Origin of the sequence: Pseudomonas sp. P179 (assembly GCF_000478485.2) — a bacterium.
Lineage (GTDB): Bacteria > Pseudomonadota > Gammaproteobacteria > Pseudomonadales > Pseudomonadaceae > Pseudomonas > Pseudomonas aeruginosa.
The window spans coordinates 2815103-2840035 of sequence record NZ_KI517354.1; the positions used below are offsets into that span (position 1 = coordinate 2815103).

The following is a 24933-nucleotide window of genomic DNA, read 5'->3' on the forward strand; positions in this document are numbered from 1 at the left end:
CTGCAGGTGACATAACAACAATGAGCGACACCACCCTTGAAAGCGCCGGCCTGTCCCGACGCAGCCTGATGAAAGTCGGCCTGATCGGCGGCGCCTTCCTCGCCACCGCGGGCGTCACCGCCAGCCTCACCGGCTGTTCGGCGGAGAAACCGGCGAGCGGCCTGGAAAAGGTCCGCGAATCCGACCTGCCGTTCCTCCGTGCGCTGCTGCCGGTGATGCTGCTCGGCGCGGTTTCCGCCGAGCAGATGCCGAAAGCCGTGGAGGGCGCGATCCAGAGCCTCGACCACAACCTGGCGCGGCTCTCCCCGGAGATGTTCAAGCTCACCCAGCAACTCTTCGACGTGCTCGCCCTGCCGCTCACCCGTGGCCCGCTGACCGGTATCTGGGGCAGTTGGGAGAACGCCAGCGGCGACGACGTGCGGGCATTCCTTTCGCGCTGGGAAAACAGCTTCATCGGCCTGTTGCGGATGGGCCACAGTTCGCTGATGCAACTGGCGATGATGGCCTGGTACGCCCGCCCCGAGGCGTGGGCCCATTGTGGCTACCCCGGACCGCCGAAGATCGCTTGAGCCGCCCCCGGAACAATACGAAGAGCCCGAAGCCGCCTAGCCTGAGAGTGCATTCATGCCTGTACCCGATCTGTTCGCCGAGGGCCTCGCCCGCGGCTGGAAAACCTACAACGGCTCGCGCCTGGACGACGACCTGGAGCTGGAGGCCGACGTGGTCGTGGTCGGCACCGGCGCCGGCGGCGGCACCACCGCGGAAATCCTCAGCGCCGCCGGCCTGAAGGTGCTGCTGGTGGAAGAAGGCCCGCTGAAGACCAGCAGCGATTTCAAGATGCAGGAGGCCGACGCCTACCCCGAGCTGTACCAGGAAGGCATCGGCCGGATGAGCAAGGACGGCGCCATCACCATCCTCCAGGGCCGCGCCGTGGGCGGCACCACCCTGATCAACTGGACCAGCAGCTTCCGCACCCCGGAACCGACCCTGCAGCACTGGGCCCAGGTCTACGGGGTCAAGGGCCACAGCGCGGAGGACATGGCGCCCTGGTTCGAGAAAATGGAGCAGCGCCTGCACGTGGCGCCCTGGGCGCTGCCGCCGAATGCCAACAACGACGTGATCCGCCTGGGCTGCGAGAAGCTCGGCTATCACTGGAAGGTCATCCCGCGCAACGTCCTCGGTTGCTGGAACCTCGGCTACTGCGGCATGGGCTGCCCGGTCAACGCCAAGCAGTCGATGCTGGTCACCACCATCCCGGCGACCCTCGACAAGGGTGGCGAGCTGCTCTACCTGGCGCGCGCCAACCGGCTGCTGCTGGACGGCGACAAGGTGACGGGCCTCGAATGCCTGGGCATGGATGAGCGCTGCGTGGCGCCCAACGGCCGCCGGATCAGGGTCCGGGCCAGGCACTACGTGCTCTCCGGCGGCGGCATCAACACCCCGGCGATTCTTCTCCGCTCGAAGGCGCCTGATCCGAGCCAGCGGGTCGGCAAGCGCACCTTCCTGCACACGGTGAATTTCAGCGCGGGGCTGTTCGACCGGGTGATCAACCCCTTCTACGGCGCACCGCAGTCGATCTACTCCGACCATTTCCAATGGGACGACGGTGTCACCGGACGCATGTCCTACAAACTGGAGGTGCCGCCGCTGCAACCGTCGCTGGCCTCGGTGCTGCTCGGCGGCTTCGGCAGCGACAACGCCCTGCGCATGGAACAGCTACCGCATACCAACATGATGCTCGCCCTGCTCCGCGACGGCTTCCACCCGGACAGCGCGGAGGGCTCGGTCGGCCTGCGCGGCGACGACACCCCAGTGCTCGACTACCGGATGACCGACTACACCTGGGACGGTATCCGCCGTGCCTTCCATACCATGGCGGAGATCCAGTTCGCCGCCGGCGCCCGGGAAGTGCGGCCGGTGCACAGCGACGCGCGTAGCGCGAAGAACCTGCAGGAGGCGCGCGGGATCATCGACGGCCTGCGCCTGGAGATCTACCGCACGCGCCTGGGCAGCGCCCACGTCATGGGCGGCTGCGCCATGGGCGAAGACCCGGCCGTGGCGGTGGCCGACAGCCTCGGCCGCCATCACCACCTGCGGAACCTGTCGATCCACGACGGCTCGCTGTTCCCCACCAGCATCGGCGCCAACCCGCAGCTCTCGGTCTACGGTCTTACCGCGCAACTGGCCAGCGCGCTGGCCGAACGCCTGGCCAGGGCCTGAACCGCCGCCGGGCCGGCCGCGCGCCGCGGCAGCCGGCCCGGCGCCATCAGACCTATGGGCTAAAGGCCGATGGCCCGTGCGTCTTGGCCGCACGGGCATCCCTGCGCTACCATCCGATTCCCTTACGAAACCCTGCCAGGACGTAGCGATGAACCGAGTGCTGTACCCAGGCACCTTCGATCCCATCACCAAGGGTCACGGCGATCTGATCGAACGTGCTTCACGGCTTTTCGACCATGTGATCATCGCGGTCGCCGCCAGCCCCAAGAAGAACCCCCTGTTCAGCCTGGAACAGCGGGTGGCGCTGGCCCAGGAGGTCACCAAGCACCTGCCGAACGTCGAGGTGGTGGGCTTCTCCACCCTGCTGGCGCACTTCGTCAAGGAGCAGAAGGCGAATGTCTTCCTCCGCGGCCTGCGCGCGGTTTCCGACTTCGAGTACGAGTTCCAGCTGGCCAACATGAACCGCCAGCTCGCCCCCGACGTGGAAAGCATGTTCCTCACCCCGTCGGAGAAGTATTCCTTCATTTCCTCGACGCTGGTCCGGGAAATCGCCGCTCTCGGCGGGGATATCAGCAAGTTCGTGCATCCGGCCGTGGCAGACGCCCTGGCGGAACGTTTCAAGCGCTGATCCGCGTCTCTCCGCCGGCCTCCCGTCGGCGTCCCGCGTGCACTGCGGGCGCCGATGCGGCACAATTCCGCTATTCCCGTTACCGATGCCGTGGCTGTCCGTCGCGGTTGGAGTTGTTAGATGTCCCTGAAAATCACTGACGATTGCATCAATTGCGACGTCTGCGAACCCGAATGCCCGAACGGCGCGATCTCGCAAGGCGAAGAAATCTATGTGATCGATCCCAATCTCTGCACCGAGTGCGTCGGCCACTACGACGAGCCGCAGTGCCAGCAGGTCTGTCCGGTGGACTGCATTCCCCTTGACGACGCCAATGTCGAGAGCAAGGACCAGTTGATGGAGAAATACCGGAAGATCACCGGCAAGGCCTGATCCCCGCCGGCGCCTGTCCTTCAGGGACGGTTCGCGCCCCGTCCGACGCGCTTTTGGCTATCCTTGGCAATCCAGTCTGAGGCGTTCGCGGCCCCGTCCCGCGAACGCCGCTGAACAGTGAGCCGCCATGTCCTTCCTGAACCTGCCCGTCCGTACCCTGGTCGCCGCCTGCGGCCTGTCCCTGCTCAGCCTCGCGGCGCATGCCGACAGCTTTCGCGGCGACGCCCACGCACCGCAGCAGGCCGCCGTCGCCACGCCACATCCGGCCGCGACCGTCGCCGGCCTGGAAACCCTGGCCAATGGCGGCAACGCCTTCGACGCCGCGGCGGCCATCGCCGCTGCCCTGGCGGTAGCCGAGCCTTACGGCTCGGGACTCGGCGGCGGTGGATTCTTCCTTCTGCGCCAGGCCGGTGCGCAGCCGACCTATCGCTTCCTCGACGCCCGCGAGCGCGCGCCGAAGGCCGCCTACGCCGACATGTACCGGCGCAATGGCAAGGTCGACCCCAGGCTGTCCGTCGACGGCCCGCTGGCGGCGGCGATCCCCGGCCTGCCGGCGGCGCTGGTCGAATTGAGCAGCCGCTACGGACGCAAGCCCCTGGCCGACAATCTGGTGCCGGCGATCCGCCTGGCGGTGGATGGCGTATCCGTCGACCGGATCTACCGTGACCGCGCCGCCATGCGCCTGGAAGCGATGCGCAAGGACCCGGAAACCGCGCGGATCTTCCTCGACAAGGGCGGAATCCCCGACGAATGGAACCTGCTCCGCCAACCGCAGTTGGCACGTACCCTGGAACGCCTCGGGCGCTACGGGCGGATCGGTTTCTACGAAGGCGAGACAGCGGACAAGCTGCTCACCGGGGTCCGCGCCGGCGGCGGCATCTGGAGCGCGGCCGACCTGCGCGACTACCGGGTGATCGAACGCCGCCCGCTGGAGGTGAAGCTGGCCAACGGCCGCGAACTGATCAGCGCACCGCCGCCCTCGGCCGGCGGCGTCGCCCTGGCGCAGAGCCTGCAGATGCTGGAACAGCTGCCGTGGCAGAAGGCCGAGCCGGTACAGCGTGCCCATTACGTGCTGGAGGTCCTGCGCCGTGCCTACCGCGATCGAGGCCTGCTCGGCGACCCGGACTTCGTCGCCAACCCGCTGCCCAGTTTGCTGGCGCCGGACTACCTGAAGCGCCTTGCCGCCGGCATCGACCCGCGCCGCGCCACGCCCAGCTCGGCGCTGCCGGAGGCGCCGGCCTGGCGCGAAGGCGACCACACCACCCACTTCGCGGTGATCGATGCCCAGGGCAACGCGGTGGCCGCCACCCTCTCGGTGAACCTGCCGTTCGGCGCCGCCTTCACCGTTCCCGGTACCGGCGTGGTGCTGAACAACGAGATGGACGATTTCGCCGCCGACACCCAGGGCGCCAACAGCTACGGCCTGGCCGGCAGCCAGGCGAACGCGGTGGCGGCCGGCAAGCGCCCGCTGTCGAGCATGAGCCCGAGCTTCCTGGAAAGCCCGACCGACTTCGCCGCCTTCGGCACCCCTGGCGGCAGCCGCATCCCGAGCATGGTTCTGATCTCCATGCTGCAGTACTTCGACGGTCGCCCGGTCGGCCAATGGGTCGCCGCGCCGCGCTACCACCACCAGTACAAGCCGGACGTCGTCGAGTACGAACCGCGCGCCTTCAGCGATGCCGAGGCCGCCGAACTGCGCCGGCGCGGCTATCAGCTCAAACGCCTGGAGCGCAGCTACGGCAACCAGCAGGTGCTCTACTGGGACAAGCGCAGCGGCCGCGTCGACGCCGCCAGCGACCCGCGCGGGATCGGCTACTCGTCTCTGTCCCTGGAGGCGCAAGCGCAGCCTCGGCCGCACTGAACAAACGAGAGACAGCGCTCAAAAAATGTTCGACGATCTCACCCAGATAGGCGCCGCGTAGGGATTTCGCCGACGAGTCCGGCTGGCAATCCAGGCGGCGTGCCTCACTGGCTCGCCGCTTCAACCGCCTGCTGCGCATCCTCCGCACTGGCTTCCACCGCCTCCGGGTCAGACGGGGCGCCCTCCATGCCTCGGCCGGAGTGCCGGCGATCGGCGGCACCGGTGCAGTCGGCGACGCCGGACAGCTCTCCATCCAGCGCAGCGTGAATCCAGTTTTCCAGGCGGGTGTACCAGGCTGCGTTCGCGGCGCTCTCCAACCAGGCGATGGCATCCGCATCCTGCTGCTGTGCGGCCTTTTCCAGCCAGAGCCGCGCTTGCAGCTTGTTCATCCCGGCACCGGAACCGTTCCAGTAGGCCTCGCCCACCTTGAACTGGGCACGGGCATCTCCCTGGGTCGCAGCCTTGCAGAACCAGTGGAAGGCCTTTTCCCGGCTGCCGGCATAACGGTCCAGCAGGGCGGCTTCCTCGTCTGAAGTGGCGGAATAGACGCCTTGCGAGTCGTCCAGGTAGAACCATCCCAGATTGGTTTCGGCGTCTTCGCTACCGCTGGCCGCCGCGCGTTCGAACCAGGTCCCGGCCTTCACCCGGTCCTGGTCGACCCCTTCGCCTCTCCAGTAGAGAACGCCCATTTCATTCTGGGCGGCGGCATCCCCCTGCTCCGCGGCCTTCCGGAACCAGCGTGCCGCCTCGGTCTTGTCCTGTGGCCCGCCGTCACCATCGCGATAGAGCATGGCCAGTTGGATCTGCGCGCGGACCATCCCCGCAGCGGCCGCCTTGCCCCACCATTCGCGCGCGCTGGCGTAGTTCCGTTGCTGGTAGAAGTAGGCGCCGAAATCGAACAGAGCCTGCGGCTCCCCCGTCTCGGCGGCCTGGCGGAGGCGGGTGAATTCGGCGAACAGTTCATCGCCGCGCTTGTCGCCCTGCTCGGCCTTGGACTGCTCCTTGGCGAGGTCGGACACCGCATCCTCCGCCCAGGCGAACGAGGGTACGGCAAGAGCAAGGACGGACAGGAACACCCACTGACTGAACATACGCGAAATCCTTATCTTGGTTGAGTCGGTCGGCCACCCCTGGTCGACCTTGTGACCTTGCTGGTCAGCAGGACACTGTCACCATCGGAGAGTCCGATCAAGTGCCGCGAACGGTCCGTGCGGAACATCTGTCATCGGCCGATGCGGCGCTATAGCTGCCGCCTGCCGTGGCGGAAGAAAAGACTTAGCCCAATCTCCGTGCCCCCTGCAATGCATCGAGAAAACAAAAAGCCGGTCGATGACCGGCTTTTTTTCATTCCGTTGGAAACTCAGCTTTCGTCGTGGTTATAGCCGCTGGTGGTGCAGCCCAGGCAACGGACGAAGGCTTCCTTGCCCGGATCGACCACCAGCGCCTGGCCGGCCTTGCCGACGCTGCCGCTGGCCGCGGTGAACGGCAGGCTGACCACGAAGGCCACCGCCCCGACGGCCGTGGCGGCGATCAGGAAGGGACGGGCGATGAGCAGATCGCCGATCATGGCGTACGCGGGGGGCGCTTCGACGGTGTACATCGGGTCGCCGCTGGCGTTTTCCTGCACGGCATCCGCCAGCGCGGGCATGGACGAGAGCCCGGTGGTCAGCGCCAGCACGAGCGCGGTGGTGCGAAACAGGTTCATGGAGGCGGTCCTTTCTGGTTTTTGGTTGGGCAGATATCGCCTAACTATAACAGCGCTGCGGGTAGTGCCAGCGTGACCGCCTTCAATCGCCGAGGAATGCGTAGTGCGGCTTTTTCGGGATGAACGGCCGGTAGAAGCCGATCAGGCTGCACAGGTCGGCGTCCTCGTTGCCGGTCGGCCAGAAGGGTTCGCCGATGACGATCCGCCGGTTTTCGTAGTCCAGCGCCGCCGGCACCACCGGTACGCCGGCGCCACGGGCGATGTGGTAGAAGCCCATGCGCCAGCGGTCGACCTTCTTGCGCGTGCCTTCCGGAGCGATGATCAGCATGAACTCACGGTGCTCGCGGAAGGCCTGGATCGCCTGGTCCACGGTATTCAGCTTCAGGTGGCGCTGGATCGGGATACCGCCCCAGCGCCGCATCAGGCCGCCCAGCGGGCCGTTGAACAGGGTGTGCTTGCCGAACCAGCGGGCGTTCAGGCGCAGGACGAACTTGGCGGCGAGGAAGGCCACGAAGTCCCAGTTCGAGGTGTGGTGGGCGCCGATCACCACGAACTTGTCGAGCGCGGGCAATTGGCCCTCGATCTTCCAGCCGGAGAGTTTCAGCATGGCATGGCCGAGCGACTCGACCAGGGTGTTGCGAGGCAGGTAATTGCCGGACATCGTGCACCTTTCTTATGGCAGGCCGCTCACCGTGGCGGCCCTTCTTGTGGCGGTAGAGTATGCGCGGCGCGGCGCTTCAGCGTTGGCAGCGCGGGCAGTACACGCTGGCGCGCTGGCCTAGGCGGATCTCGCGCAGGGTGCTGCCGCAGACCTTGCAGAACTCCCCGCCACGGCCATAGACGAACAATTCCTGCTGGAAGTAACCGGGCTGGCCGTCGCCGCCGACGAAATCGCGCAGGGTGGTGCCGCCGCGCTCGATGGCGATCGCCAGGATCCGCTTGATCTCCTCCGCCAGGCGCAGGTAGCGCGCCTTGGAGATGCTCCCGGCGGGCTTGCGCGGATCGATGCCGGCGGCGAACAGCGCTTCGCTGGCGTAGATGTTGCCGACCCCGACCACCACCGCGTTGTCCATGATGAACGGCTTGACCGCCATGCTCCGCCCGCGCGACAGCTCGAACAGACGCTGGCCGGCGAAAGCGTCGGTCAGCGGTTCCGGGCCGAGGTTGCGCAGCAACTCGTGTTCCAGTGGCGCCAGGCTCCAGAGCATGGCGCCGAAGCGCCGCGGATCGGTGTAGCGCAGGGCCATGCCCGAGGCCAGCTCGATGTCGACGTGCTCGTGGCGACTGGCCGGGGTGCCGCTCTCCACCAGCCTCAGGCTGCCGGACATGCCCAGGTGGCTGATCAGCGTACCGGCCTCGGCGCCCAGCAGCAGGTACTTGGCGCGGCGCTCGACGCTGACGATGCGTTGTCCGGACAGGCGCACGTCCAGGTCTTCGGGAATCGGCCAGCGCAGGCGCCGCTCGCGCACGATCACGCGCTCGACGCGCTGGCCTTCGAGGTAGGGGGCGATGCCCCGGCGGGTGGTTTCGACTTCGGGTAGTTCGGGCATGGCGGCAGCAATCCGGTTGACCGCGGCACCTTAGCAGGAAGCGCCGCGGCGCGGCCAGTCAGTAGCTGCCCTGGCCGACGCCCAGCTCGAGGATCGAGCCCTTGAGGTTCTCGAAGTCGTAGTCGGTGAGCCCGACGTAGTCCAGCACCAGCGCACCGATGCTGTTCCATTCATGGTCTTCCGGCTGGTTGCCGAGGACCCGGTGCGAACCGCAGATGTGCTCGGCCATCTTCAGGATCGCCAGCAGGTTCTTCAGTTGGGTATCGCGTGCCGATTCGTCGCCGAAGATCGACAACGCGTTGTGGTGGTTGGCGATCGCCTCGCAGACGTGCTCCGGCAGGCGCCAGGAGCGCGCGGTGTAGTAGCCGACCACCGCATGGTTGGTGTTCAGCACGCGGTTCTCGGTGTCCACCACCCGGCGTTCGTCGCTGGCGGCGGCGTAGGCCTCTTCCAGCACCGCCATGTAGTGCGGGAAGCGCTTGAGCATCAGCGGGATGCCGCAATTGTGGAACAGGCCGAGAGCGTAGGCTTCGTCCACCGATTCGTAGCCGATCCGCTTGGCCAGGCTCAGGCAGCTCATGGCCACGTCCTGGGCGGTGTCCCAGAAACGGTTGAGGGTGACGATGGTGTCGTCGCTCATCTCACCCTTGATCGACTGGGCGTTGATCAGGTTGATCACCGAACGACTGCCCAGCAGGTTCACCGCGCGCTGGATCGAAGTGATGCGATTGGCCAGGCCGAAGAACGGCGAGTTCACCAGTTTCAGGAGAGCCCCGGAAAGGCCCGGGTCCTGGCTGATCAGCCTGGCAATGTTCTTCAGGTCCGGATTGGGCATGACCTGCTCCATCTGCAGGTCGACCATGATCTGGGGTTGCGGCGGCACGCTGATGCCTTGCAGGGCCTGGCGGATCTGCTCGGCGGTGAGTTCTTGGACCATGAGGACGGAGGCGAAAGTTGACGGTGCGCGCAGTTTACCCGGAGAACCCCGCCATGGGGCGGGCTTCTACCGGAAAAGCGGCGCCAGGCAACGGACATGGAACTTTTCCCGCAGCCGCCAGGGTCGGAATGAATACCCCTTCTGATATCGGGAGACATGCCATGACCCAATCCCTGCACGGCAAGGTCGTCGCCGCCCTGGTGACCGACGGTTTCGAACAGGTCGAACTGACCGGTCCGAAAAAAGCCCTGGAAGACGCCGGCGCCACGGTAAGGATTCTTTCCGACAAGGCCGGCGAGGTGCGCGGCTGGAACCATCACCAGCCAGCCGAGGCCTTCCGCGTCGACGGCACCTTCGAAGACGCCAGCCTGGACGACTACGACGCCCTGCTGCTGCCCGGCGGGGTGATCAATTCCGACCAGATCCGCAGCCTGGCCAAGGCCCAGGAACTGGCGATCCGCGCCGAACAGGCGAGCAAGCCGGTGGCGGTGATCTGCCACGGCGCCTGGCTGCTGATCTCCGCCGGACTGGTGCAGGGTCGTACCCTGACCAGTTGGCCGTCGCTCAAGGACGACATCAACAACGCCGGCGGCCACTGGGTGGACCAGGAGGTAGCGGTGGACGGCAAGCTGGTGAGCAGCCGCAAACCCGAAGACATCCCGGCCTTCAACCGTCGATTCATCGAAATCCTCGCCGGCTGAACGGCCCGCGTTCGCGCAGCGGCGAATCCCGTCGCTGCGCTATAATCGCGCTCTTTTGCCGGAGCCTTTCCCATGACCCTGCCCAGCTTGCGTCTCAAAGCCAACGCCGAGCGCCGCCTGCGCGCCGGCCACCTGTGGGTCTACAGCAACGAGGTGGATGTCGCCGCGACGCCGCTGAATGCCTTCGCCGCCGGCGACCAGGCGGTGCTGGAAATGGCCAACGGCAAGCCGCTGGGCATCGTCGCGCTGAGCCCGAACAATCTCATCTGCGGCCGCCTCATTTCCCGTGATACCAAGCACGTTCTCGACAAATCGCTGCTGGTTCATCGCATCAACATCGCCCTCAGCCTGCGCGAGCGGCTTTTCGACAAGCCGTTCTACCGGCTGGTCTACGGCGATTCCGACCTGCTGCCCGGCCTGGTGGTCGATCGCTTTGGCGACGTGCTGGTGGTGCAACTGGCGTCCGCAGCCATGGAACTGCGCAAGGACGAGGTGCTCGCCGCCCTGCTGCAGGTGCTCAAGCCCGCCGCCGTGCTCTGGAAGAACGACTCCAGCGCGCGCGACGCCGAGGGCCTGGAGCGCTACGTGGCCAATGCCTACGGCGAAGTGCCGGAGTGGGTCGCCCTGGAAGAGAACGGCGTGAAGTTCGAGGCGCCGGTGCTGGCCGGGCAGAAGACCGGCTGGTTCTACGACCACCGCATGAACCGTGCGCGCCTGGCGCCCTACGTGCGGGGCAAGCGGGTCCTCGACCTGTTCAGCTATATCGGTGGCTGGGGCATCCAGGCCGCCGCCTTCGGCGCCAGCGAAGTGATGTGCGTGGACGCGTCCGCCTTCGCCCTCGACGGCGTCGAGCGCAACGCGGCACTGAACGGCGTGGCGGAGAAGGTCGCCTGCGTCGAGGGCGACGTGTTCGAGGCCCTGCGCGAGCTGAAGGCCGCCGACGAACGCTTCGACGTGGTGATCGCCGACCCGCCGGCCTTCATCAAGCGCAAGAAGGACCTGAAGAACGGCGAGGCCGCCTACCGCCGTCTCAACGAACAGGCCATGCGCCTGCTGAGCAAGGACGGCATCCTGGTCAGCGCCTCCTGCTCGATGCACCTGCCCGAGGACGACCTGCAGAACATCCTGATCGGCAGCGCCCGCCATCTCGACCGCAACATCCAGCTGCTCGAGCGCGGCGGCCAGGGCCCCGACCATCCGGTGCACCTGGCGATCGCGGAAACCCGCTACATCAAGAGCCTGACCTGCCGGCTGCTGCCCAACGGCTGAGCCCGTCCCGGCGGATGAGCGCCTGCGTTCATCCGCCCTACGGCCACCGCCGCTCATGGCGCGACGGGCGGCGCAAGACGCCAGCCGGGTCGCGACGCGCCGCTCCGCCGACCGCCAGCCTTCCCCATTCGCCCGCTCTGGGCTTAGAATCCGGGCATTCCTCGCCAATCATCCCCCGGCGGGCAGTGAGCCCAGGCCGTCGCCAATGGTGACCCCATTCAGACCCCGGCCAACTCCGTACACTCGGCTATTCCCCGTTTGCATCCGGTTCCTTCGACGCTCACGATACAGTCATAACCCGAACCTGATTAGCCGCAGGAAATCGTCATGCCCGATTACCGCTCGAAAACCTCCACCCACGGCCGCAACATGGCCGGCGCCCGCGCCCTCTGGCGCGCCACCGGGATGAAGGACGAAGACTTCAAGAAGCCGATCATCGCCATCGCCAACTCCTTCACCCAGTTCGTGCCCGGCCACGTGCACCTGAAGGACCTCGGCCAACTGGTCGCCCGCGAGATCGAGAAGGCCGGCGGCGTGGCCAAGGAATTCAACACCATCGCCGTCGACGACGGCATCGCCATGGGCCACGACGGCATGCTCTATTCGCTGCCGAGCCGGGAGATCATCGCCGACTCCGTGGAATACATGGTCAACGCCCACTGCGCCGACGCCATCGTCTGCATCTCCAACTGCGACAAGATCACCCCCGGCATGCTGATGGCCGCGCTGCGCCTGAACATCCCGGTAGTGTTCGTCTCCGGCGGGCCGATGGAGGCCGGCAAGACCAAGCTGGCCAGCCACGGCCTGGACCTGGTCGATGCCATGGTGGTGGCCGCCGACGACTCCTGCTCCGACGAGAAGGTCGCCGAGTACGAGCGCAGCGCCTGCCCGACCTGCGGCTCCTGCTCCGGCATGTTCACCGCCAACTCGATGAACTGCCTGACCGAGGCGCTCGGCCTGTCGCTGCCGGGCAACGGCTCGACCCTGGCCACCCACGCCGACCGCGAGCAACTGTTCCTGCGCGCCGGGCGCCTGGCCGTGGAACTCTGCCAGCGCTATTACGGCGAAGGCGACGACAGCGTGCTGCCGCGCAACATCGCCAACTTCAAGGCCTTCGAGAACGCCATGACCCTGGACATCGCCATGGGCGGCTCGACCAATACCATCCTGCACCTGCTGGCCGCCGCCCAGGAGGCCGAGGTGCCGTTCGACCTGCGCGACATCGACCGCCTGTCGCGCAAGGTGCCGCAACTGTGCAAGGTGGCGCCGAACATCCAGAAGTACCACATGGAAGACGTGCATCGCGCCGGCGGCATCTTCTCCATCCTCGGCGAACTGGCCCGCGGTGGCCTGCTGCACACCGACGTCCCCACCGTGCACAGCCCGAGCATGGCCGACGCCATCGCCCAGTGGGACATCACCCAGACCCGCGACGAAGCCGTGCACACCTTCTTCAAGGCCGGTCCGGCGGGCATCCCGACCCAGACCGCGTTCAGCCAGAACACCCGCTGGCCGAGCCTGGACGACGACCGCGCCGAGGGCTGCATCCGCAGCGTCGAGCATGCCTATTCCAAGGAAGGCGGGCTGGCCGTGCTCTACGGCAACATCGCTCTCGACGGCTGCGTGGTGAAGACCGCCGGGGTCGACGAGTCGATCCACGTGTTCGAAGGCAGCGCGAAGATCTTCGAAAGCCAGGACGCCGCGGTGAAAGGCATCCTCGGCGACGAGGTGAAGGCCGGCGACATCGTGATCATCCGCTACGAAGGACCGAAGGGCGGGCCGGGCATGCAGGAAATGCTCTATCCGACCAGCTACCTGAAGTCCAAGGGCCTGGGCAAGCAGTGCGCCCTGCTCACCGACGGACGCTTCTCCGGCGGCACCTCGGGCCTGTCCATCGGCCACGCCTCCCCGGAAGCCGCCGCCGGCGGCGCCATCGGCCTGGTGCAGGACGGCGACAAGGTGCTGATCGACATTCCCAATCGCTCGATCAACCTGCTGGTCAGCGACGAAGAACTCGCCGCACGCCGCGCCGAACAGGACAAGAAGGGCTGGAAGCCGGCCGCGCCGCGTGCCCGCCGCGTCAGCACCGCGCTCAAGGCCTACGCCCTGCTCGCCACCAGCGCCGACAAGGGCGCGGTACGCAACAAGGCGCTGCTGGACGGCTGAATCGTCCAGCGACGAAAAAAGCCCGGTCCCGCGCCGGGCTTTTTCATTCACGCGTACGCGCGCCGAATGGCGGATAATCGCAAGCGGTCATTCGCCCTACCGCTCACCCACGCTCCAACCGCAGGGCGCATACGCCACCGGCGTTATCCGCCGACATGCGGCGCAGCCAGGCCTGGGCGAGACCGTGTTCGCCCAGTAAAATCGCGCTCTTTTTCCCCGGACCGCCACCATGAGTTCCCTGCAAAGCCCGTCGGACGCCAGCGCCCGCAACGACCTGGTCTATGGCCTGGACGACCGTCCCAGCGCTCCCATCGCCCTGCTCGCCGCCCTCCAGCACCTGCTGGCGATCATCGTGCCGATCGTTACCCCCGGCCTGCTGATCTGCCAGGCGCTGGGCGTATCGCCGCGCGACACCAATCTGATCGTGTCGATGTCGCTGGTGATCTCCGGCATCGCCACCTTCGTCCAGTGCAAGCGCTTCGGCCCGTTCGGCGCCGGACTGTTGATCGTCCAGGGCACCAGCTTCAACTTCGTCGGCCCGCTGATCGCCGGCGGGGCGCTGATGGTCAAGCAGGGCACGCCGGTGGAAAGCGTGATGGCGGCGATCTTCGGCGTGGTCATCGCCGGCTCCTTCGTCGAGATGGGCATCTCGCGCATACTGCCGTTCGTCAAGCGGCTGATCACCCCGCTGGTGACCGGCATCGTCGTGCTGATGATCGGCCTGACCCTGATCAAGGTCGGCCTGATCAGCATGGGCGGCGGCTTCTCGGCGATGTCCAACGGCACCTTCGCCAACGGCGAGAACCTGCTGCTGTCCGGCGTGGTGCTGGGCATCATCGTGGTGCTCAACCGCATCCCGGTGGTATGGATGCGCAGTTGCGCCATCGTCATCGCCCTGGCCGTCGGCTACGCGCTGGCCGGCTACCTCGGTCGCCTGGACTTCACCGGCATGCACCAGGCCGAGCTGTTCCAGGTACCGACCCCGCTGCACTTCGGCCTGGACTTCTCCTGGCCGCTGTTCATCCCGATGCTGGTGATCTACCTGGTCACCTCCCTGGAAGCCATCGGCGACGTCACCGCCACCAGCAAGGTGTCGAAGCAACCGGTGGAAGGCCCGCTGTGGATGCAGCGGATCAAGGGCGGCGTGCTGGTCAACGGCGCCAACTCGTTCCTCGCCGGTATCTTCAATACCTTCCCCAGTTCAGTGTTCGCCCAGAACAACGGGGTGATCCAGCTCACCGGCGTGGCCAGCCGCTACGTCGGCCTGTGGATCGCCGCCATGCTGGTCCTGCTCGGCCTGTTCCCGAGCGTCGCCGGGGTCATCCAGGCGGTGCCGGAACCGGTACTGGGCGGCGCGGCGATGGTGATGTTCGGCGCGGTGGCCGCTTCGGGCATCAACATCCTCGCCGGCATCCAGCTGGACCGCCGTGCCCTGCTGATCATCGCCGTATCCCTGGCCCTCGGCCTGGGCGTTTCGCAGGTGCCGGAGTTCCTCGCGCACATGCCCGCGGCGCTGCGCAACGTGCTGGAATCCGGGGTCGCCACCGGCGGCATCTGCGCCCTGCTGCTGAACTGGTTCCTGCCGGAAAGCCCGGTCCAGAAGGCCGGACACTGATAGGGGCGGCGCCACCTCCGGGTGGCGTCGCGGTTTTCGCCGAAGGGTTTTCGTACCCGGCCAATGGTTGGGTATGATCGACGGCATGGCCATGCCCGTCGGCCACCCTCTTCCATCCCGCAACCCGGACCCGCGCCCATGCCCCAGTCCCGCCGCCCGTTGCGCATCGGCCTGATCGCCGACACCCATGGCCTGCTCCGGCCCGAGGCGCTGGAACGGTTGCGCGGCTGCGACCAGTTGATCCATGCCGGCGACATCGGCAAGCCGGAAATCCTCGCCGAGCTGGAACGCCTGGCGCCGCTCTCGGTGGTGCGCGGCAACAACGACACCCAGGACTGGGCGGCGGACATCCCCGAGCGCCTGCTGCTGAAGATCGGCCGGCTGACCCTCTATGTGCTGCACGACCTCAAGCGACTCGACCTCGACCCGGCCGCCGAAGGCATCGACGTGGTGGTCGCCGGACATTCGCACAAGCCGCTGAAGGAAGAGCGCGACGGCGTGCTCTACCTCAACCCGGGCAGCGCCGGGCCGCGGCGCTTCAGCTTGCCGATCGGGATCGGCGTGCTGGAAGTGGCGGGGAAGAAGATCGAGGCGGAGCTGATCACCCTCTGACCCCGCCTGGAACCGTCAGCGGCGCTCCCATACCTCGAAGGCGTAGGCAGGCGCATCGTCAGCCGCGGCGTGTTCGATGCTCGACGCCAGGCGCCAGGCCGCACCATCGATCTCGGGGAAAAAGGCGTCGCCCTCCGGCGCCAGGCCAACCCGGGTCAGGTAGAGACGCGCGGCGCGCGGCAAGGCCTCGGCATAGAGCTGGGCGCCGCCGATCAGCATCAGTTCGTCGGCGTCCTCCGCCTGCGCCCACGCCTCGGCGCGCGCCAGCGCGGCGTCCAGGCTGGCGAACACTTCCGCACCCTCCAGTGCCAGGCCGGCCTGGCGGCTGACCACCAGGTTTAGCCGGCCCGGCAGCGGCCGACCCAGCGAGTCCCAGGTCTTGCGCCCCATGATCACCGGCTTGCCGAGGGTCATCGCCTTGAAATGCTTGAGGTCGGCCGGCAGGCGCCAGGGCAGGCGGTTGTCGATGCCGATCGCGCGGTTCTCGCCAAGGGCGGCGATCATCGCCAGCGGTCGTGCCATGGGGTTACCTCATCGTGGAAGGACAAAGGCGCGAGGATAAACACTCGCGCCGGCGGACTCCAGGCCAACTGTGCGGGCCGGCCTACAAGGGATTGGCATACGGCGGCACCTGCATGAAGAAGGTGCCATCCTCGTTGACCTGGGTGGTGCCGGTCGCCAGCACCTTGCGGTAGTCCTGCAGGTTGAAGGTCAGCACCTGGTCCGGGGTCTCGGTCTTCAGCAGCACCTGGGCGTAGGTGATGAGGATTTCGAAGATCTTCAGGTCGCCCGACTGTAGCCAGAGGAAGGATGGGCCCGCCGCGGCCGGCGGGCTGAACACCGGCGACGGCTGGCCGGGCGCCTGGGAGAAACGCAGGTGCAGCCCCTGGTCGTCGAGCCAGGCCTCCTGTACGTGGCCGTCGATGCCCAGCAGCGGGAAGACCTTGCGGTAGTCCAGGCGCATGGCGCTGCCCACCAGGCTCGCCCCCGGCCGATCGAGGCTGACCAGCGCCGACATCGGCAGGCCGACCAGGCTCATCGCCCCGTACAGCGGCAGACCGATCACCCTCAACTGGTCGGGCCGATAGACCAGCGCGCCGCTGGCCGCGTCCACCTCCACGCCGCCGCCCAGCCGCAGCGGCAGCCAGGGCCCTACGCCGAGCGGACGCACCCGCCCCTCCACCTCCAGGCGTCCCGCCGCACTGCTCATGCGGAAGTCCTTCAACATGGTCCCGTCGTAGGCGAGGATGTGCTCGTTGAACAGGTTGGCCAGTTGCCGCGGGCTGAGCAGCACCTCGCCCTCCATCACCTGGAAATGCATGTCCTGCGGACGGTCGAAGTCCACCGGCTGGCCGGCCCGGTTCGGCACCAGCCAGCCCTTCACCTCGGGCACGTGGAAACCGATGTTGCCGCGCAGGTACATGTCCACGTTGCGCAGCAGTATGCCGACGCCATCCTGGCCGGAATCCGCCGGCCCGGCCGTACGCATGGGCAGCGGCACCGGCGCCGGCGGGACCTGCCGGTACCAGCCCTCGCGCAGCAGGGCCAGTTCGCGCTGCTGCCGGTCGATGGCGCTTTCGGCCTGGGCCGCGCTGGCCGCCAACAGGCAACAGCCAAGCAGTACGCCCCACGGACGCCGGCTCACAGCCGTGCCTCCAGCGGCGCCGGCGCCTTCACCGGCGACACGGCGATCTGCACCATGCCGTCCTCGCGCAGGCGGATCACGCCGTTCTGCAGTTGCCGCCGGTAGTCGTAGAGATTGAACAGCAGCGGCTGCCCCGGGCTGAGGCTGGTGAACAGGGCATAGGCCTTGACCAGCACGGTGCGCGCCATCTTGATATCGCCGCCCTCGATGAACATGTAGCTGTCCGGCGCCCGTAATGCCGGCCATTGCAGGTCGGCCAGGGAGTCGCCGAGGGCGAGTTGCATGCCGCCGTCGGCCAGGGCCAGGCGACTGACGCGGAAGTCCAGGCGCGGCGGCGGGAACAATCCGTCGAGGTCGACGCGGATGCGGTTGCCGACCAGTTCCATGTGCCGGGTCTTCAGCTTCAGCACCTCGGACATCTCGATCGAGGCCGCCGCCAGCGACGAAGTGACCTCGACCCCGTCGACGAAAATCCGCCGGGGTACCAGGGTCACCTCCAGCGGACCGCTCAGCTCGATCTCGGTGAGCATCCGCAGCGGCCGCCAGCGCCCCTTGCGCAACAACTCGCCACGCACTTCCTGGCCGTCCTTGCGGGTGTTCATACTGAGGTTGCGCACGGCCGCGCGGGACGCAGCGAGGTCCTGGTTGAGCAGGGTCGCCAGGGTGGCGTCGCTGACGAATATCTCGCCGGCCTGGATCCGCGCCACCATCGCCGTCGGATCGTCGAGCGACAAGGGCGCGCCGGGACGAGTCGGCTCCATGCGGATCAGCATGCGCTGGATGAAGAAACCGATGTCGTCGTGCAGGCGGAAGTCGGTATCGGCGATCCACAGTCGCGAACTCGCCGATCCCGAGCCGCGGGCGCCGACGCTCGCCTCCAGCGTGCGCGGCGGCACGGCGCTCATCAGGCTGTCCGGCTGGCGTCCCCAGTCATCGGTAGCGGCCGTCGGCACACGCGCTTCGACACGGGCCGGCGGCGCCACGGCCTGGCCGCCGCCGTGGGCATCGAAGGCCAGCCAGGCGCCCAGCAACAGGCAGGCCAGTTGCAACGACAGGCAGGGAAACGCGGAGGCAGGTTGCGCGGAAGCCATCACCGATCCTCTTATTGTTATGCGAGCGCCGTCACCCTATACCCTGCCCCGGCCGTCCGCCCCTTTCGTTGGATTGGCCGGGAAAACGCCGACGTCGTCACGCTGGCGGCGATTGTCACGGGAATGTCGCGAAACGGGCAAAGAAGTATCACCTGGCTGCGTCAATCTGCTGGACTGGAACACTCCCGAACCGCCGACGAGGACCCGTCATGCAACCAGCCTTCCTGCGCCGCCACCTCGGCGCCGCCTGCCTGATGCTCGCCGCTGGCCTGGCCAGCGCCGCCCACGCCGACACCGGCAACGTACAACGCGCCATCGACTGGGCCCAGGGCCAGGCCTCCGTTCGCCACCCGGCCAGCGACGAACGCTCGCCGCTGGTCATCGCCCACCGGGGCGCCAGCGGTTACGTACCGGAACACACCCTGGGCGCCTACGCCCTGGCGGTGATGATGGGCGCCGACTACGTCGAGCCGGACCTGGTGATGACCCGCGACGGCAAGCTGGTCGCCCGCCACGACAACGAACTGGGCCTGACCACCGATGTCGCCCAGCACCCGGAATTCGCCGACCGCAAGCGCACGCAGAAAGTCGACGGAGTGGAACTCACCGGCTGGTTCAGCGAAGACTTCACCCTCGCCGAACTGAAGACCCTGCGCGCCATCGAGCGCATCCCCACGATCCGCCCGGGCAATGCGCGCCTGGACGGCACCTTCGAGATCCCCACCCTGCAGGAGATCATCGACCTGGTGAAAAGCCTGCAGATCAGCCAGCAGCGCACCATCGGCCTGTACCCCGAGATCAAGCACGGCACCCACTTCCAGCGCCTCGGCCTGGCCATGGAACGCCCGCTGGTGAAGACCCTGCACCGCAACGGCTACCTCGGTCCGCGCGCGCCGGTATTCATCCAGTCCTTCGAGGTGAACAACCTGAAGGAACTCAAGCGCCTCACCGGCATCCGCCTGGTGCAGCTCTACGGCAGCGGCCAGCCCTACGACCAGCAGGCTGCCGGCGGCAGCCTGACCTACGCCGAGATGGCCACCGCCAAGGGCCTGCGCCAGGTGGCGCGCTACGCCTACGGGGTCGGTCCGGACAAGAGCTACGTGATTCCCCGCGATGCCAACGGCAACCTCGGCCAGCCGACCCGCTTCGTCGGCGACGCCCACGCCGCCGGGCTGAAGGTGCATCCCTACACCTTCCGCGCGGAAAACAGCTTCCTTCCGGCGGAGTTCCGCAGCGCCGACGGCAACCCGCAGTCGCGCGGCGACCTGGCCGGCGAGATCAGGGCCTACCTCGACGCCGGCATCGACGGCCTGTTCAGCGACCAGCCGGACGTCGCCGTGCGCCTGCGCGAGCAGCGCTGACGCAGCCCGACCGGCGCTCGTACGCGGGCGCCGGCCTCATGGACACTCGATGTAGCCGTCGAAGGGCTGTGCCTTGCCTTTCTCCAGTGCCTGCCGCCTGATGTTCCGGCAGATCCGCCGATCGCGCTCGTGCATGGCGTCGATCGACGGGTTGCCAGTGGGTTCCATGCCCTTGTGGTCCTTGACGCCAAAGGTCACCAAGGGCTGCTCCGGCTCCACCCGGAAGCGCGACGGCGTTTCCTTCTCCTCCTTGCGCGACGGCGGATCCGCCGCCAGGGTCGGCAACTGGTCGGCCTGCACGCCATAGCGTTGCAGCAAGGAGCCATCGGGCAACTCGTCGGCCAGCGCGCCCGCCATCCCCAGCAACAGCGCCAGGGGGTATCGGCGTACTACCTTCATCTCAGTGTTCCTCTCGCTACCGGCGCCGAACGCTTTCGCCACGGCGCCAGTCAAAATCCCACACCCCGCCGCCAGCCGGCTGGCAAGCCAGCATGAGCCGCCGGGGCGCTTTTGCTATGTTTGGCGCTGATCAGACGCCGTTGGCCGGGCACGATTCACGCTCGGCAGGGAAATCGACACAGGAGGTGACTTGAGTCACACGACGCATCCCGGCCTCGACGCCCTCTGGCTGACCGAGGCCGTTCGCCTGCGCGAGGAGCAGGCCGGTCCGCTGGAAGACAGCGAGGCGGTTCGCCAGGCGCTGGCCCAGGGCGGTTCCCTGCCGCGCCGTATTCTCACCCGCGCCCACTGGCTGGGCCGCCGCGAGGGCCTGCTCGACGCCCTGCGGACCTGGCGCCAGGGTTCGCGGCTGGCGCTGGCCCTGCTGCTGGTGCTGGCCCTGGCCAGCGGCGCCGGACTGGCCTTCGCCGCGCTCGGCGATGGCCAGCGCCCGGTCAACGTGTTCTGGGCGCTGGCCAGCCTACTCGGCCTGCACCTGCTGACCCTGCTCGGCTGGGCCCTCGGCCTGCTCGCCGGCGGCGAGGCCGCGGGCGCGCTCGGCCGGCTCTGGCTGTGGCTCAGCGGCAAGCTGGCGCGCGATGCCCGCGCCGCGCACCTGGCGCCGGCGCTATTGGTCCTGCTCGGCCGGCGCCGGCTGGCGCGCTGGGGCCTCGGCGCGCTGGTCCACGGGCTCTGGCTGCTCGGCCTGCTGACCGCGCTGGCCATGCTCCTCGGCCTGCTGGCGACCCGCCGCTACGGTTTCGTCTGGGAAACCACCATTCTCGGCAGCGATACCTTCATCGCCCTTACCCAGGCGCTCGGCGCCCTGCCGGCGTTGCTTGGCTTCCCGTTGCCGGACGCCGAGCTGATCCGCGCCAGCGGCGACGCCGCCCTGGCCAGCGAAGCCGCACGGCACGCCTGGGCCGGCTGGCTGGTAGGCGTACTGCTGGTCTATGGGGTCCTGCCGCGCGCGCTGCTCGGTCTGCTCTGCCTGTGGCGCTGGAAACGCGGCCTGGCCCACCTCGACCTGGACCTCGACGACCCAGGCTACAGCCTGCTGCGCGAACGCTTGATGCCGGCCAGCGAACGCCTCGGCGTCAGCGACGCGGCACCGGACTGGCTGCCGGAGCCGCAGGGCGGCCAGTCCGGCCAGGAAGCCGCCGGAGCGGTGCTGGTGGCGGTGGAGCTGGACGATCGCCGGCCCTGGCCGCCGAAGCTCGCCGAAGGCGTCGCCGACGCCGGCATCCTCGACGACGGCCAGCAGCGCCGTCGCCTGCTCGAACAACTGACCCGCTACCCGCCGGCGCGCCTGGCCATCGCCTGCGACCCGCGTCGCTCGCCGGACCGCGGCACCCTGGCACTGCTCGGCGAACTCGCCCGCTGCGCCGCCAGCACCCGCATCTGGCTGCTCCAGGCTCCGCCCGGCGAAGCGCTCGACAGCGACCGCCTGGGTGACTGGCACGCCGCCCTGGAACGCCTGCAACTGCCGCACGGCGAGACCTCGCCGCTGGCCTGGCTGGAGACCGGCCATGACTGAGCCGCTGATCCTGGCCGTGGTCGGCCACACCAATACCGGCAAGACCTCGCTGCTGCGCACCCTGACCCGCGACCGCGGATTCGGCGAAGTCTCCCATCGCCCCAGCACCACCCGCCACGTCGAGGGCGCCAGGCTGTCGGTGGACGGCGAAGCGCTGCTGGAACTCTACGACACGCCCGGCCTGGAAGACGCCATCGCCCTGCTCGACTACCTGGACGCCCTGGAGCGCCCCGGCGAGCGTCTCGATGGCCCGGAACGCATGGCGCGGTTGCTGGACAGCAACGAAGCGCGCGGGCGTTTCGAACAGGAAGCCAAGGTGGTCCGCCAGTTGCTCGCCTCCGACGCCGGGCTCTACGTGATCGACGCCCGCGAACCGGTGCTGGCCAAGTATCGCGACGAACTGGCGGTGCTCGCCGGCTGCGGCCGGCCGCTGCTGCCGGTGCTGAACTTCGTCGCCAGCCCGCAGCATCGCGAGGAGGAGTGGCGCGCCGCCCTCGCTCGCCTGGGCCTGCACGCCCTGGTGCGTTTCGACAGCGTGGCGCCGCCGCTGGACGGCGAACGGCGCCTCTACGAGAGCCTGGCGCTGCTGCTGGAGCGCGCCCGGCCGCAACTCGACCGGCTGATCGCCGACCATGAGACCCAGGCCGCCGCGCGCCTGCGCGCCGGGCAACGGCTGATCGCCGAATTGCTGGTCGACGTCGCCGCCTGCCGGCGCCTGGTGCCCGGCGGCGAAAGCGCCGTGCAGGAAGCCACCCGCGACCTGCACCAGCAGGTGCGCAAGCGCGAGCAGGCCTGCGTGGAAGCGTTGCTGCGGCTCTACGCCTTCGCCAGGGACGACGCCCGCGCCGCCGACCTGCCGCTGCTCGACGGCCGCTGGGGCGACGATCTGTTCAATCCGGAGACCCTGCGCCAACTCGGTATCCGCCTCGGCGGCGGGGTTGCGGCCGGTGCCGCGGCCGGCGCCGGCATCGACCTGCTGGTGGGCGGCGTCACCCTTGGCGCCGCCGCCGCCCTCGGTGCCCTCGCCGGCGGCGCCTGGCAGACCGTCGGCCACTACGGCTCGCGCCTGCTCGGCAAGCTCAAGGGCGCCCGCGAGCTGACCGTCAACGACGCCGTGCTGCGCTTGCTCGCGCTGCGCCAACGGCAGCTCCTGGCAGCCCTGCAAACGCGCGGCCACGCGGCGGTCGAGGCGATCCGCCTGGAAACCCCGGAGGACAAGCAGTGGCGCGAAGGCAAGCTGCCGGAAGCGCTGCGCAAGGCGCGCGCGCATCCGGAGTGGTCGTCGCTGAACGGCAGGCGGGTGGGCGGCAGCGACCGCCAGGAACAGATCGACGCGCTGGCCGAATTGCTGGAGAGCGGGCGCAGGGAATGACAGACTGGGCGACGATCGCCCAAGAGGTAGGCCCATGCCCTTCGTTTCCTACGCGCAGAACCTGGAAGACGTCCGACTCTGGCGGGCCCTGAAACTCTTCCCCAGGGGGTTCTACATCGACGTCGGCGCCAACCACCCGCGGATCGACTCGGTCACCCTGGCGTTCTACGAGCGCGGCTGGCGCGGCATCAACATCGAACCGCTGCCCCACCTGCACCGCGAGCTGGAGCGGGAACGGCCGGAAGACCTCAACCTGAACCTCGCCATTGGCGAGCGCGAAGGCCGCGCCACGCTCTACGAGATGGCCGCCTCGGGTCTCTCCACCCTGGACCCCGAGCTAGCCCGCCAGCGCCAGGCCGAGGGCTGCACGGCCACCCCGCGCGAAGTGAAGGTCAGCACCCTGGACGCGATCTGCGCGGCCCATGTCGAAGGGCCGATCCACTTCCTCAAGATCGACGTCGAAGGGCTGGAAGGCGCGGTGCTCCGCGGCCTCGACCTGAACCGCTGGCGCCCGTGGCTGATCCTCGCGGAAACTCCATTCGACCACGACCCCGAGTGGAAAGCGCCGCTGCTCGCCGCGGGCTACCGTTTCGTCCACTTCGACGGCCTCAACGGCTATTACCTGGCGGAGGAACAGGCCCGCCTGGAAGGCGCCTTCGCGCTACCGCCGAACCTGCTGGACGACTTCCAGCTCTGCCATGGCCATGCCATGAGCCATCCGGTCGCTCCGCTGGAGCAGGCCCTGGAACAGGCGCTGCAACGCGCAGAAGATGCGGAGCGGGCTTTGCGGGACTGGCGCGCGCTTCCCTGGTACCGTCGCCTGTTCGGTTGAGCGGAGCCGACGGCTCCGCCGAAGGGTCAGACCGCGACCGGTGCCTTGATGTGCGGATGGGCCTCGTAGCCGACCAGCTCGAAGTCCTCGAAGCGAAAGTCGAACAGATCCTTCACCTCGGGATTCAGCTTCATGCTCGGCAACGGCAGCGGCTCGCGGGTCAGCTGCAGGTCGGCCTGCTCCAGGTGGTTGGCGTACAGGTGGCAATCGCCGCCGGTCCAGATGAACTCGCCCGGCTGCAGGCCGGCGACCTGCGCCACCATCAGGGTCAGCAGGGCATAGCTGGCGATATTGAAGGGTACGCCGAGGAAGATGTCCGCCGAACGTTGGTAGAGCTGGCAGCTGAGCTTGCCGTCGGCGACGTAGAACTGGAACAGCGCGTGGCAGGGCGGCAGGGCCATCTCGTCGATCAGCGCCGGGTTCCAGGCGGAGACGATCAGCCGGCGCGAGTCCGGATTCTTCTTCAGCATCGCCATCAGGTTGGCGATCTGGTCGATGTGGCGGCCGTCCGGCGCCGGCCAGGAGCGCCACTGGTAGCCATACACCGGGCCGAGGTCGCCGTTCTCGTCGGCCCATTCGTCCCAGATCGAGACGCCGTGCTCCTTGAGGTAGGCGATATTGGTGGAGCCCTTGAGGAACCACAGCAGCTCGTGGACGATCGACTTGAGGTGGCACTTCTTGGTGGTCACCAGGGGGAAGCCCGCGGCCAGGTCGAAGCGCATCTGGTGGCCGAACACGCTATAGGTGCCGGTGCCGGTGCGGTCGCTCTTGAAGGTGCCGTGCTCGCGCACGTGGCGCATCAGGTCGAGGTACTGTTTCATCGGAGGCTCGGATCGATATCGGTGCGGCGCCGACGTGGCGGCTCCCACCGAGGGATGACAGAAGGATGGCCAAGTCTACGGCGACGGAGCCTGCATCGCCAGTTCGGCGCGACCGGCGCAAGCCATGCACGCCCTGGAGCGGAAAGCCGGCTGCCCGGAGCGGATGACGCCTGCGACGTTATCCGCCCCGGGCACGAAAA

The 24933-nt window shown here is 68.0% G+C and carries 24 protein-coding genes; 14 read left to right on the forward strand and 10 right to left on the reverse strand.

Features of this window, described 5'->3' with window-relative positions:
* Positions 1 to 20 precede the first annotated feature (20 nt).
* The 5 genes from HMPREF1224_RS25615 (at position 21) to ggt (ending at position 5081) form a co-directional block, all read left to right on the forward strand.
* A complete protein-coding gene (locus tag HMPREF1224_RS25615; protein WP_003084486.1) occupies positions 21 to 569 on the forward strand; it encodes a hypothetical protein in 549 nt (182 codons plus the stop codon).
* 55 nt (positions 570 to 624) lie between these two features.
* The gene (locus tag HMPREF1224_RS25620; protein WP_003102870.1) at positions 625 to 2220 is read left to right on the forward strand and encodes a GMC family oxidoreductase; all 1596 of its coding nucleotides are present in this window, start codon (positions 625 to 627) and stop codon (positions 2218 to 2220) included.
* Between the two features lie 148 nt (positions 2221 to 2368).
* The gene (coaD, locus tag HMPREF1224_RS25625) at positions 2369 to 2848 is read left to right on the forward strand and encodes a pantetheine-phosphate adenylyltransferase (RefSeq protein WP_003084466.1); all 480 of its coding nucleotides are present in this window, start codon (positions 2369 to 2371) and stop codon (positions 2846 to 2848) included.
* A 120-nt stretch (positions 2849 to 2968) separates the two neighbouring features.
* On the forward strand, positions 2969 to 3220 hold the full coding sequence (locus tag HMPREF1224_RS25630; RefSeq protein WP_003084462.1) for a YfhL family 4Fe-4S dicluster ferredoxin: 252 nt from the start codon (positions 2969 to 2971) through the stop codon (positions 3218 to 3220).
* A gap of 127 nt (positions 3221 to 3347) precedes the next feature.
* Positions 3348 to 5081 carry a gamma-glutamyltransferase gene (gene ggt / locus HMPREF1224_RS25635; RefSeq protein WP_003121743.1) on the forward strand — a complete coding sequence of 578 codons (1734 nt, stop codon included), beginning with the start codon at positions 3348 to 3350 and terminating at the stop codon, positions 5079 to 5081.
* Positions 5082 to 5185: 104 nt separating this feature from the next.
* On the opposite strand, the gene HMPREF1224_RS25640 is transcribed toward ggt, so the two are convergent.
* The 5 genes from HMPREF1224_RS25640 to HMPREF1224_RS25660 all read right to left on the reverse strand — a co-directional run bounded on the left by HMPREF1224_RS25640 (position 5186) and on the right by HMPREF1224_RS25660 (position 9219).
* Positions 5186 to 6172, reverse strand: a complete 987-nt coding sequence (locus HMPREF1224_RS25640) for a tetratricopeptide repeat protein (protein ID WP_010793546.1) — start codon at positions 6170 to 6172, stop codon at positions 5186 to 5188.
* Positions 6173 to 6441: 269 nt separating this feature from the next.
* Positions 6442 to 6786: a hypothetical protein gene (locus HMPREF1224_RS25645; RefSeq protein ID WP_003084452.1), complete on the reverse strand. Its 345-nt coding sequence runs from the start codon at positions 6784 to 6786 to the stop codon at positions 6442 to 6444.
* A gap of 82 nt (positions 6787 to 6868) precedes the next feature.
* Positions 6869 to 7447: a lysophospholipid acyltransferase family protein gene (locus HMPREF1224_RS25650; RefSeq protein WP_003084450.1), complete on the reverse strand. Its 579-nt coding sequence runs from the start codon at positions 7445 to 7447 to the stop codon at positions 6869 to 6871.
* Between the two features lie 76 nt (positions 7448 to 7523).
* Positions 7524 to 8336, reverse strand: coding sequence for a bifunctional DNA-formamidopyrimidine glycosylase/DNA-(apurinic or apyrimidinic site) lyase (gene mutM, locus HMPREF1224_RS25655; protein WP_003102876.1), 813 nt, complete (start codon positions 8334 to 8336; stop codon positions 7524 to 7526).
* Between the two features lie 58 nt (positions 8337 to 8394).
* Positions 8395 to 9219, reverse strand: coding sequence for an HDOD domain-containing protein (locus tag HMPREF1224_RS25660; RefSeq protein ID WP_003118789.1), 825 nt, complete (start codon positions 9217 to 9219; stop codon positions 8395 to 8397).
* A gap of 215 nt (positions 9220 to 9434) precedes the next feature.
* On the opposite strand from HMPREF1224_RS25660, the gene pfpI reads away from it, so the two are divergent.
* From pfpI to HMPREF1224_RS25685, 5 genes are all read left to right on the forward strand, one after another.
* Complete coding sequence (pfpI, locus tag HMPREF1224_RS25665) at positions 9435 to 9974, forward strand: protease PfpI (protein ID WP_003102879.1); 540 nt, start codon at positions 9435 to 9437, stop codon at positions 9972 to 9974.
* Between the two features lie 72 nt (positions 9975 to 10046).
* A complete protein-coding gene (locus HMPREF1224_RS25670; protein ID WP_003102882.1) occupies positions 10047 to 11243 on the forward strand; it encodes a class I SAM-dependent rRNA methyltransferase in 1197 nt (398 codons plus the stop codon).
* A 327-nt stretch (positions 11244 to 11570) separates the two neighbouring features.
* Positions 11571 to 13409: a dihydroxy-acid dehydratase gene (gene ilvD, locus HMPREF1224_RS25675; protein ID WP_003084436.1), complete on the forward strand. Its 1839-nt coding sequence runs from the start codon at positions 11571 to 11573 to the stop codon at positions 13407 to 13409.
* Positions 13410 to 13638: 229 nt separating this feature from the next.
* Complete coding sequence (locus HMPREF1224_RS25680) at positions 13639 to 15024, forward strand: nucleobase:cation symporter-2 family protein (protein ID WP_003102887.1); 1386 nt, start codon at positions 13639 to 13641, stop codon at positions 15022 to 15024.
* A gap of 138 nt (positions 15025 to 15162) precedes the next feature.
* Complete coding sequence (locus HMPREF1224_RS25685; protein ID WP_003102894.1) at positions 15163 to 15636, forward strand: metallophosphoesterase family protein; 474 nt, start codon at positions 15163 to 15165, stop codon at positions 15634 to 15636.
* Between the two features lie 15 nt (positions 15637 to 15651).
* On the opposite strand, the gene HMPREF1224_RS25690 is transcribed toward HMPREF1224_RS25685, so the two are convergent.
* The 3 genes from HMPREF1224_RS25690 to HMPREF1224_RS25700 form a co-directional block, all read right to left on the reverse strand.
* Positions 15652 to 16158 (reverse strand): dihydrofolate reductase, encoded by a 507-nt coding sequence (locus HMPREF1224_RS25690; protein WP_003084430.1) that lies wholly within the window; start codon positions 16156 to 16158, stop codon positions 15652 to 15654.
* A gap of 82 nt (positions 16159 to 16240) precedes the next feature.
* Positions 16241 to 17281 (reverse strand): hypothetical protein, encoded by a 1041-nt coding sequence (locus HMPREF1224_RS25695; RefSeq protein WP_003112968.1) that lies wholly within the window; start codon positions 17279 to 17281, stop codon positions 16241 to 16243.
* Entirely contained in the window at positions 17278 to 18372 is a 1095-nt protein-coding gene (locus tag HMPREF1224_RS25700; RefSeq protein WP_003102900.1) for a hypothetical protein, read from the reverse strand. The genes HMPREF1224_RS25695 and HMPREF1224_RS25700 overlap by 4 nt, the downstream gene beginning before the upstream one ends.
* Before the next feature lie 209 nt (positions 18373 to 18581).
* On the opposite strand from HMPREF1224_RS25700, the gene HMPREF1224_RS25705 reads away from it, so the two are divergent.
* Positions 18582 to 19733, forward strand: coding sequence for a glycerophosphodiester phosphodiesterase (locus HMPREF1224_RS25705; protein ID WP_003102904.1), 1152 nt, complete (start codon positions 18582 to 18584; stop codon positions 19731 to 19733).
* 36 nt (positions 19734 to 19769) lie between these two features.
* Here HMPREF1224_RS25705 and HMPREF1224_RS25710 read toward each other — a convergent pair whose 3' ends face one another.
* Positions 19770 to 20132, reverse strand: a complete 363-nt coding sequence (locus tag HMPREF1224_RS25710) for a hypothetical protein (RefSeq protein WP_003102907.1) — start codon at positions 20130 to 20132, stop codon at positions 19770 to 19772.
* Between the two features lie 190 nt (positions 20133 to 20322).
* Between HMPREF1224_RS25710 and HMPREF1224_RS25715 the strand changes: the two genes are divergently transcribed.
* The 3 genes from HMPREF1224_RS25715 to HMPREF1224_RS25725 are packed head-to-tail and all read left to right on the forward strand — an operon-like array spanning position 20323 to position 23912.
* Positions 20323 to 21708 (forward strand): DUF2868 domain-containing protein, encoded by a 1386-nt coding sequence (locus HMPREF1224_RS25715; RefSeq protein WP_003112967.1) that lies wholly within the window; start codon positions 20323 to 20325, stop codon positions 21706 to 21708.
* On the forward strand, positions 21701 to 23080 hold the full coding sequence (locus HMPREF1224_RS25720; RefSeq protein ID WP_010793547.1) for a GTPase/DUF3482 domain-containing protein: 1380 nt from the start codon (positions 21701 to 21703) through the stop codon (positions 23078 to 23080). The genes HMPREF1224_RS25715 and HMPREF1224_RS25720 overlap by 8 nt, the downstream gene beginning before the upstream one ends.
* Positions 23081 to 23114: 34 nt before the next feature.
* Entirely contained in the window at positions 23115 to 23912 is a 798-nt protein-coding gene (locus tag HMPREF1224_RS25725) for an FkbM family methyltransferase (RefSeq protein WP_003112965.1), read from the forward strand.
* Between the two features lie 26 nt (positions 23913 to 23938).
* Here the strand turns inward: HMPREF1224_RS25725 and HMPREF1224_RS25730 are convergent, their stop codons facing one another.
* Entirely contained in the window at positions 23939 to 24733 is a 795-nt protein-coding gene (locus tag HMPREF1224_RS25730; RefSeq protein ID WP_003110588.1) for a thymidylate synthase, read from the reverse strand.
* Positions 24734 to 24933 lie beyond the last annotated feature (200 nt).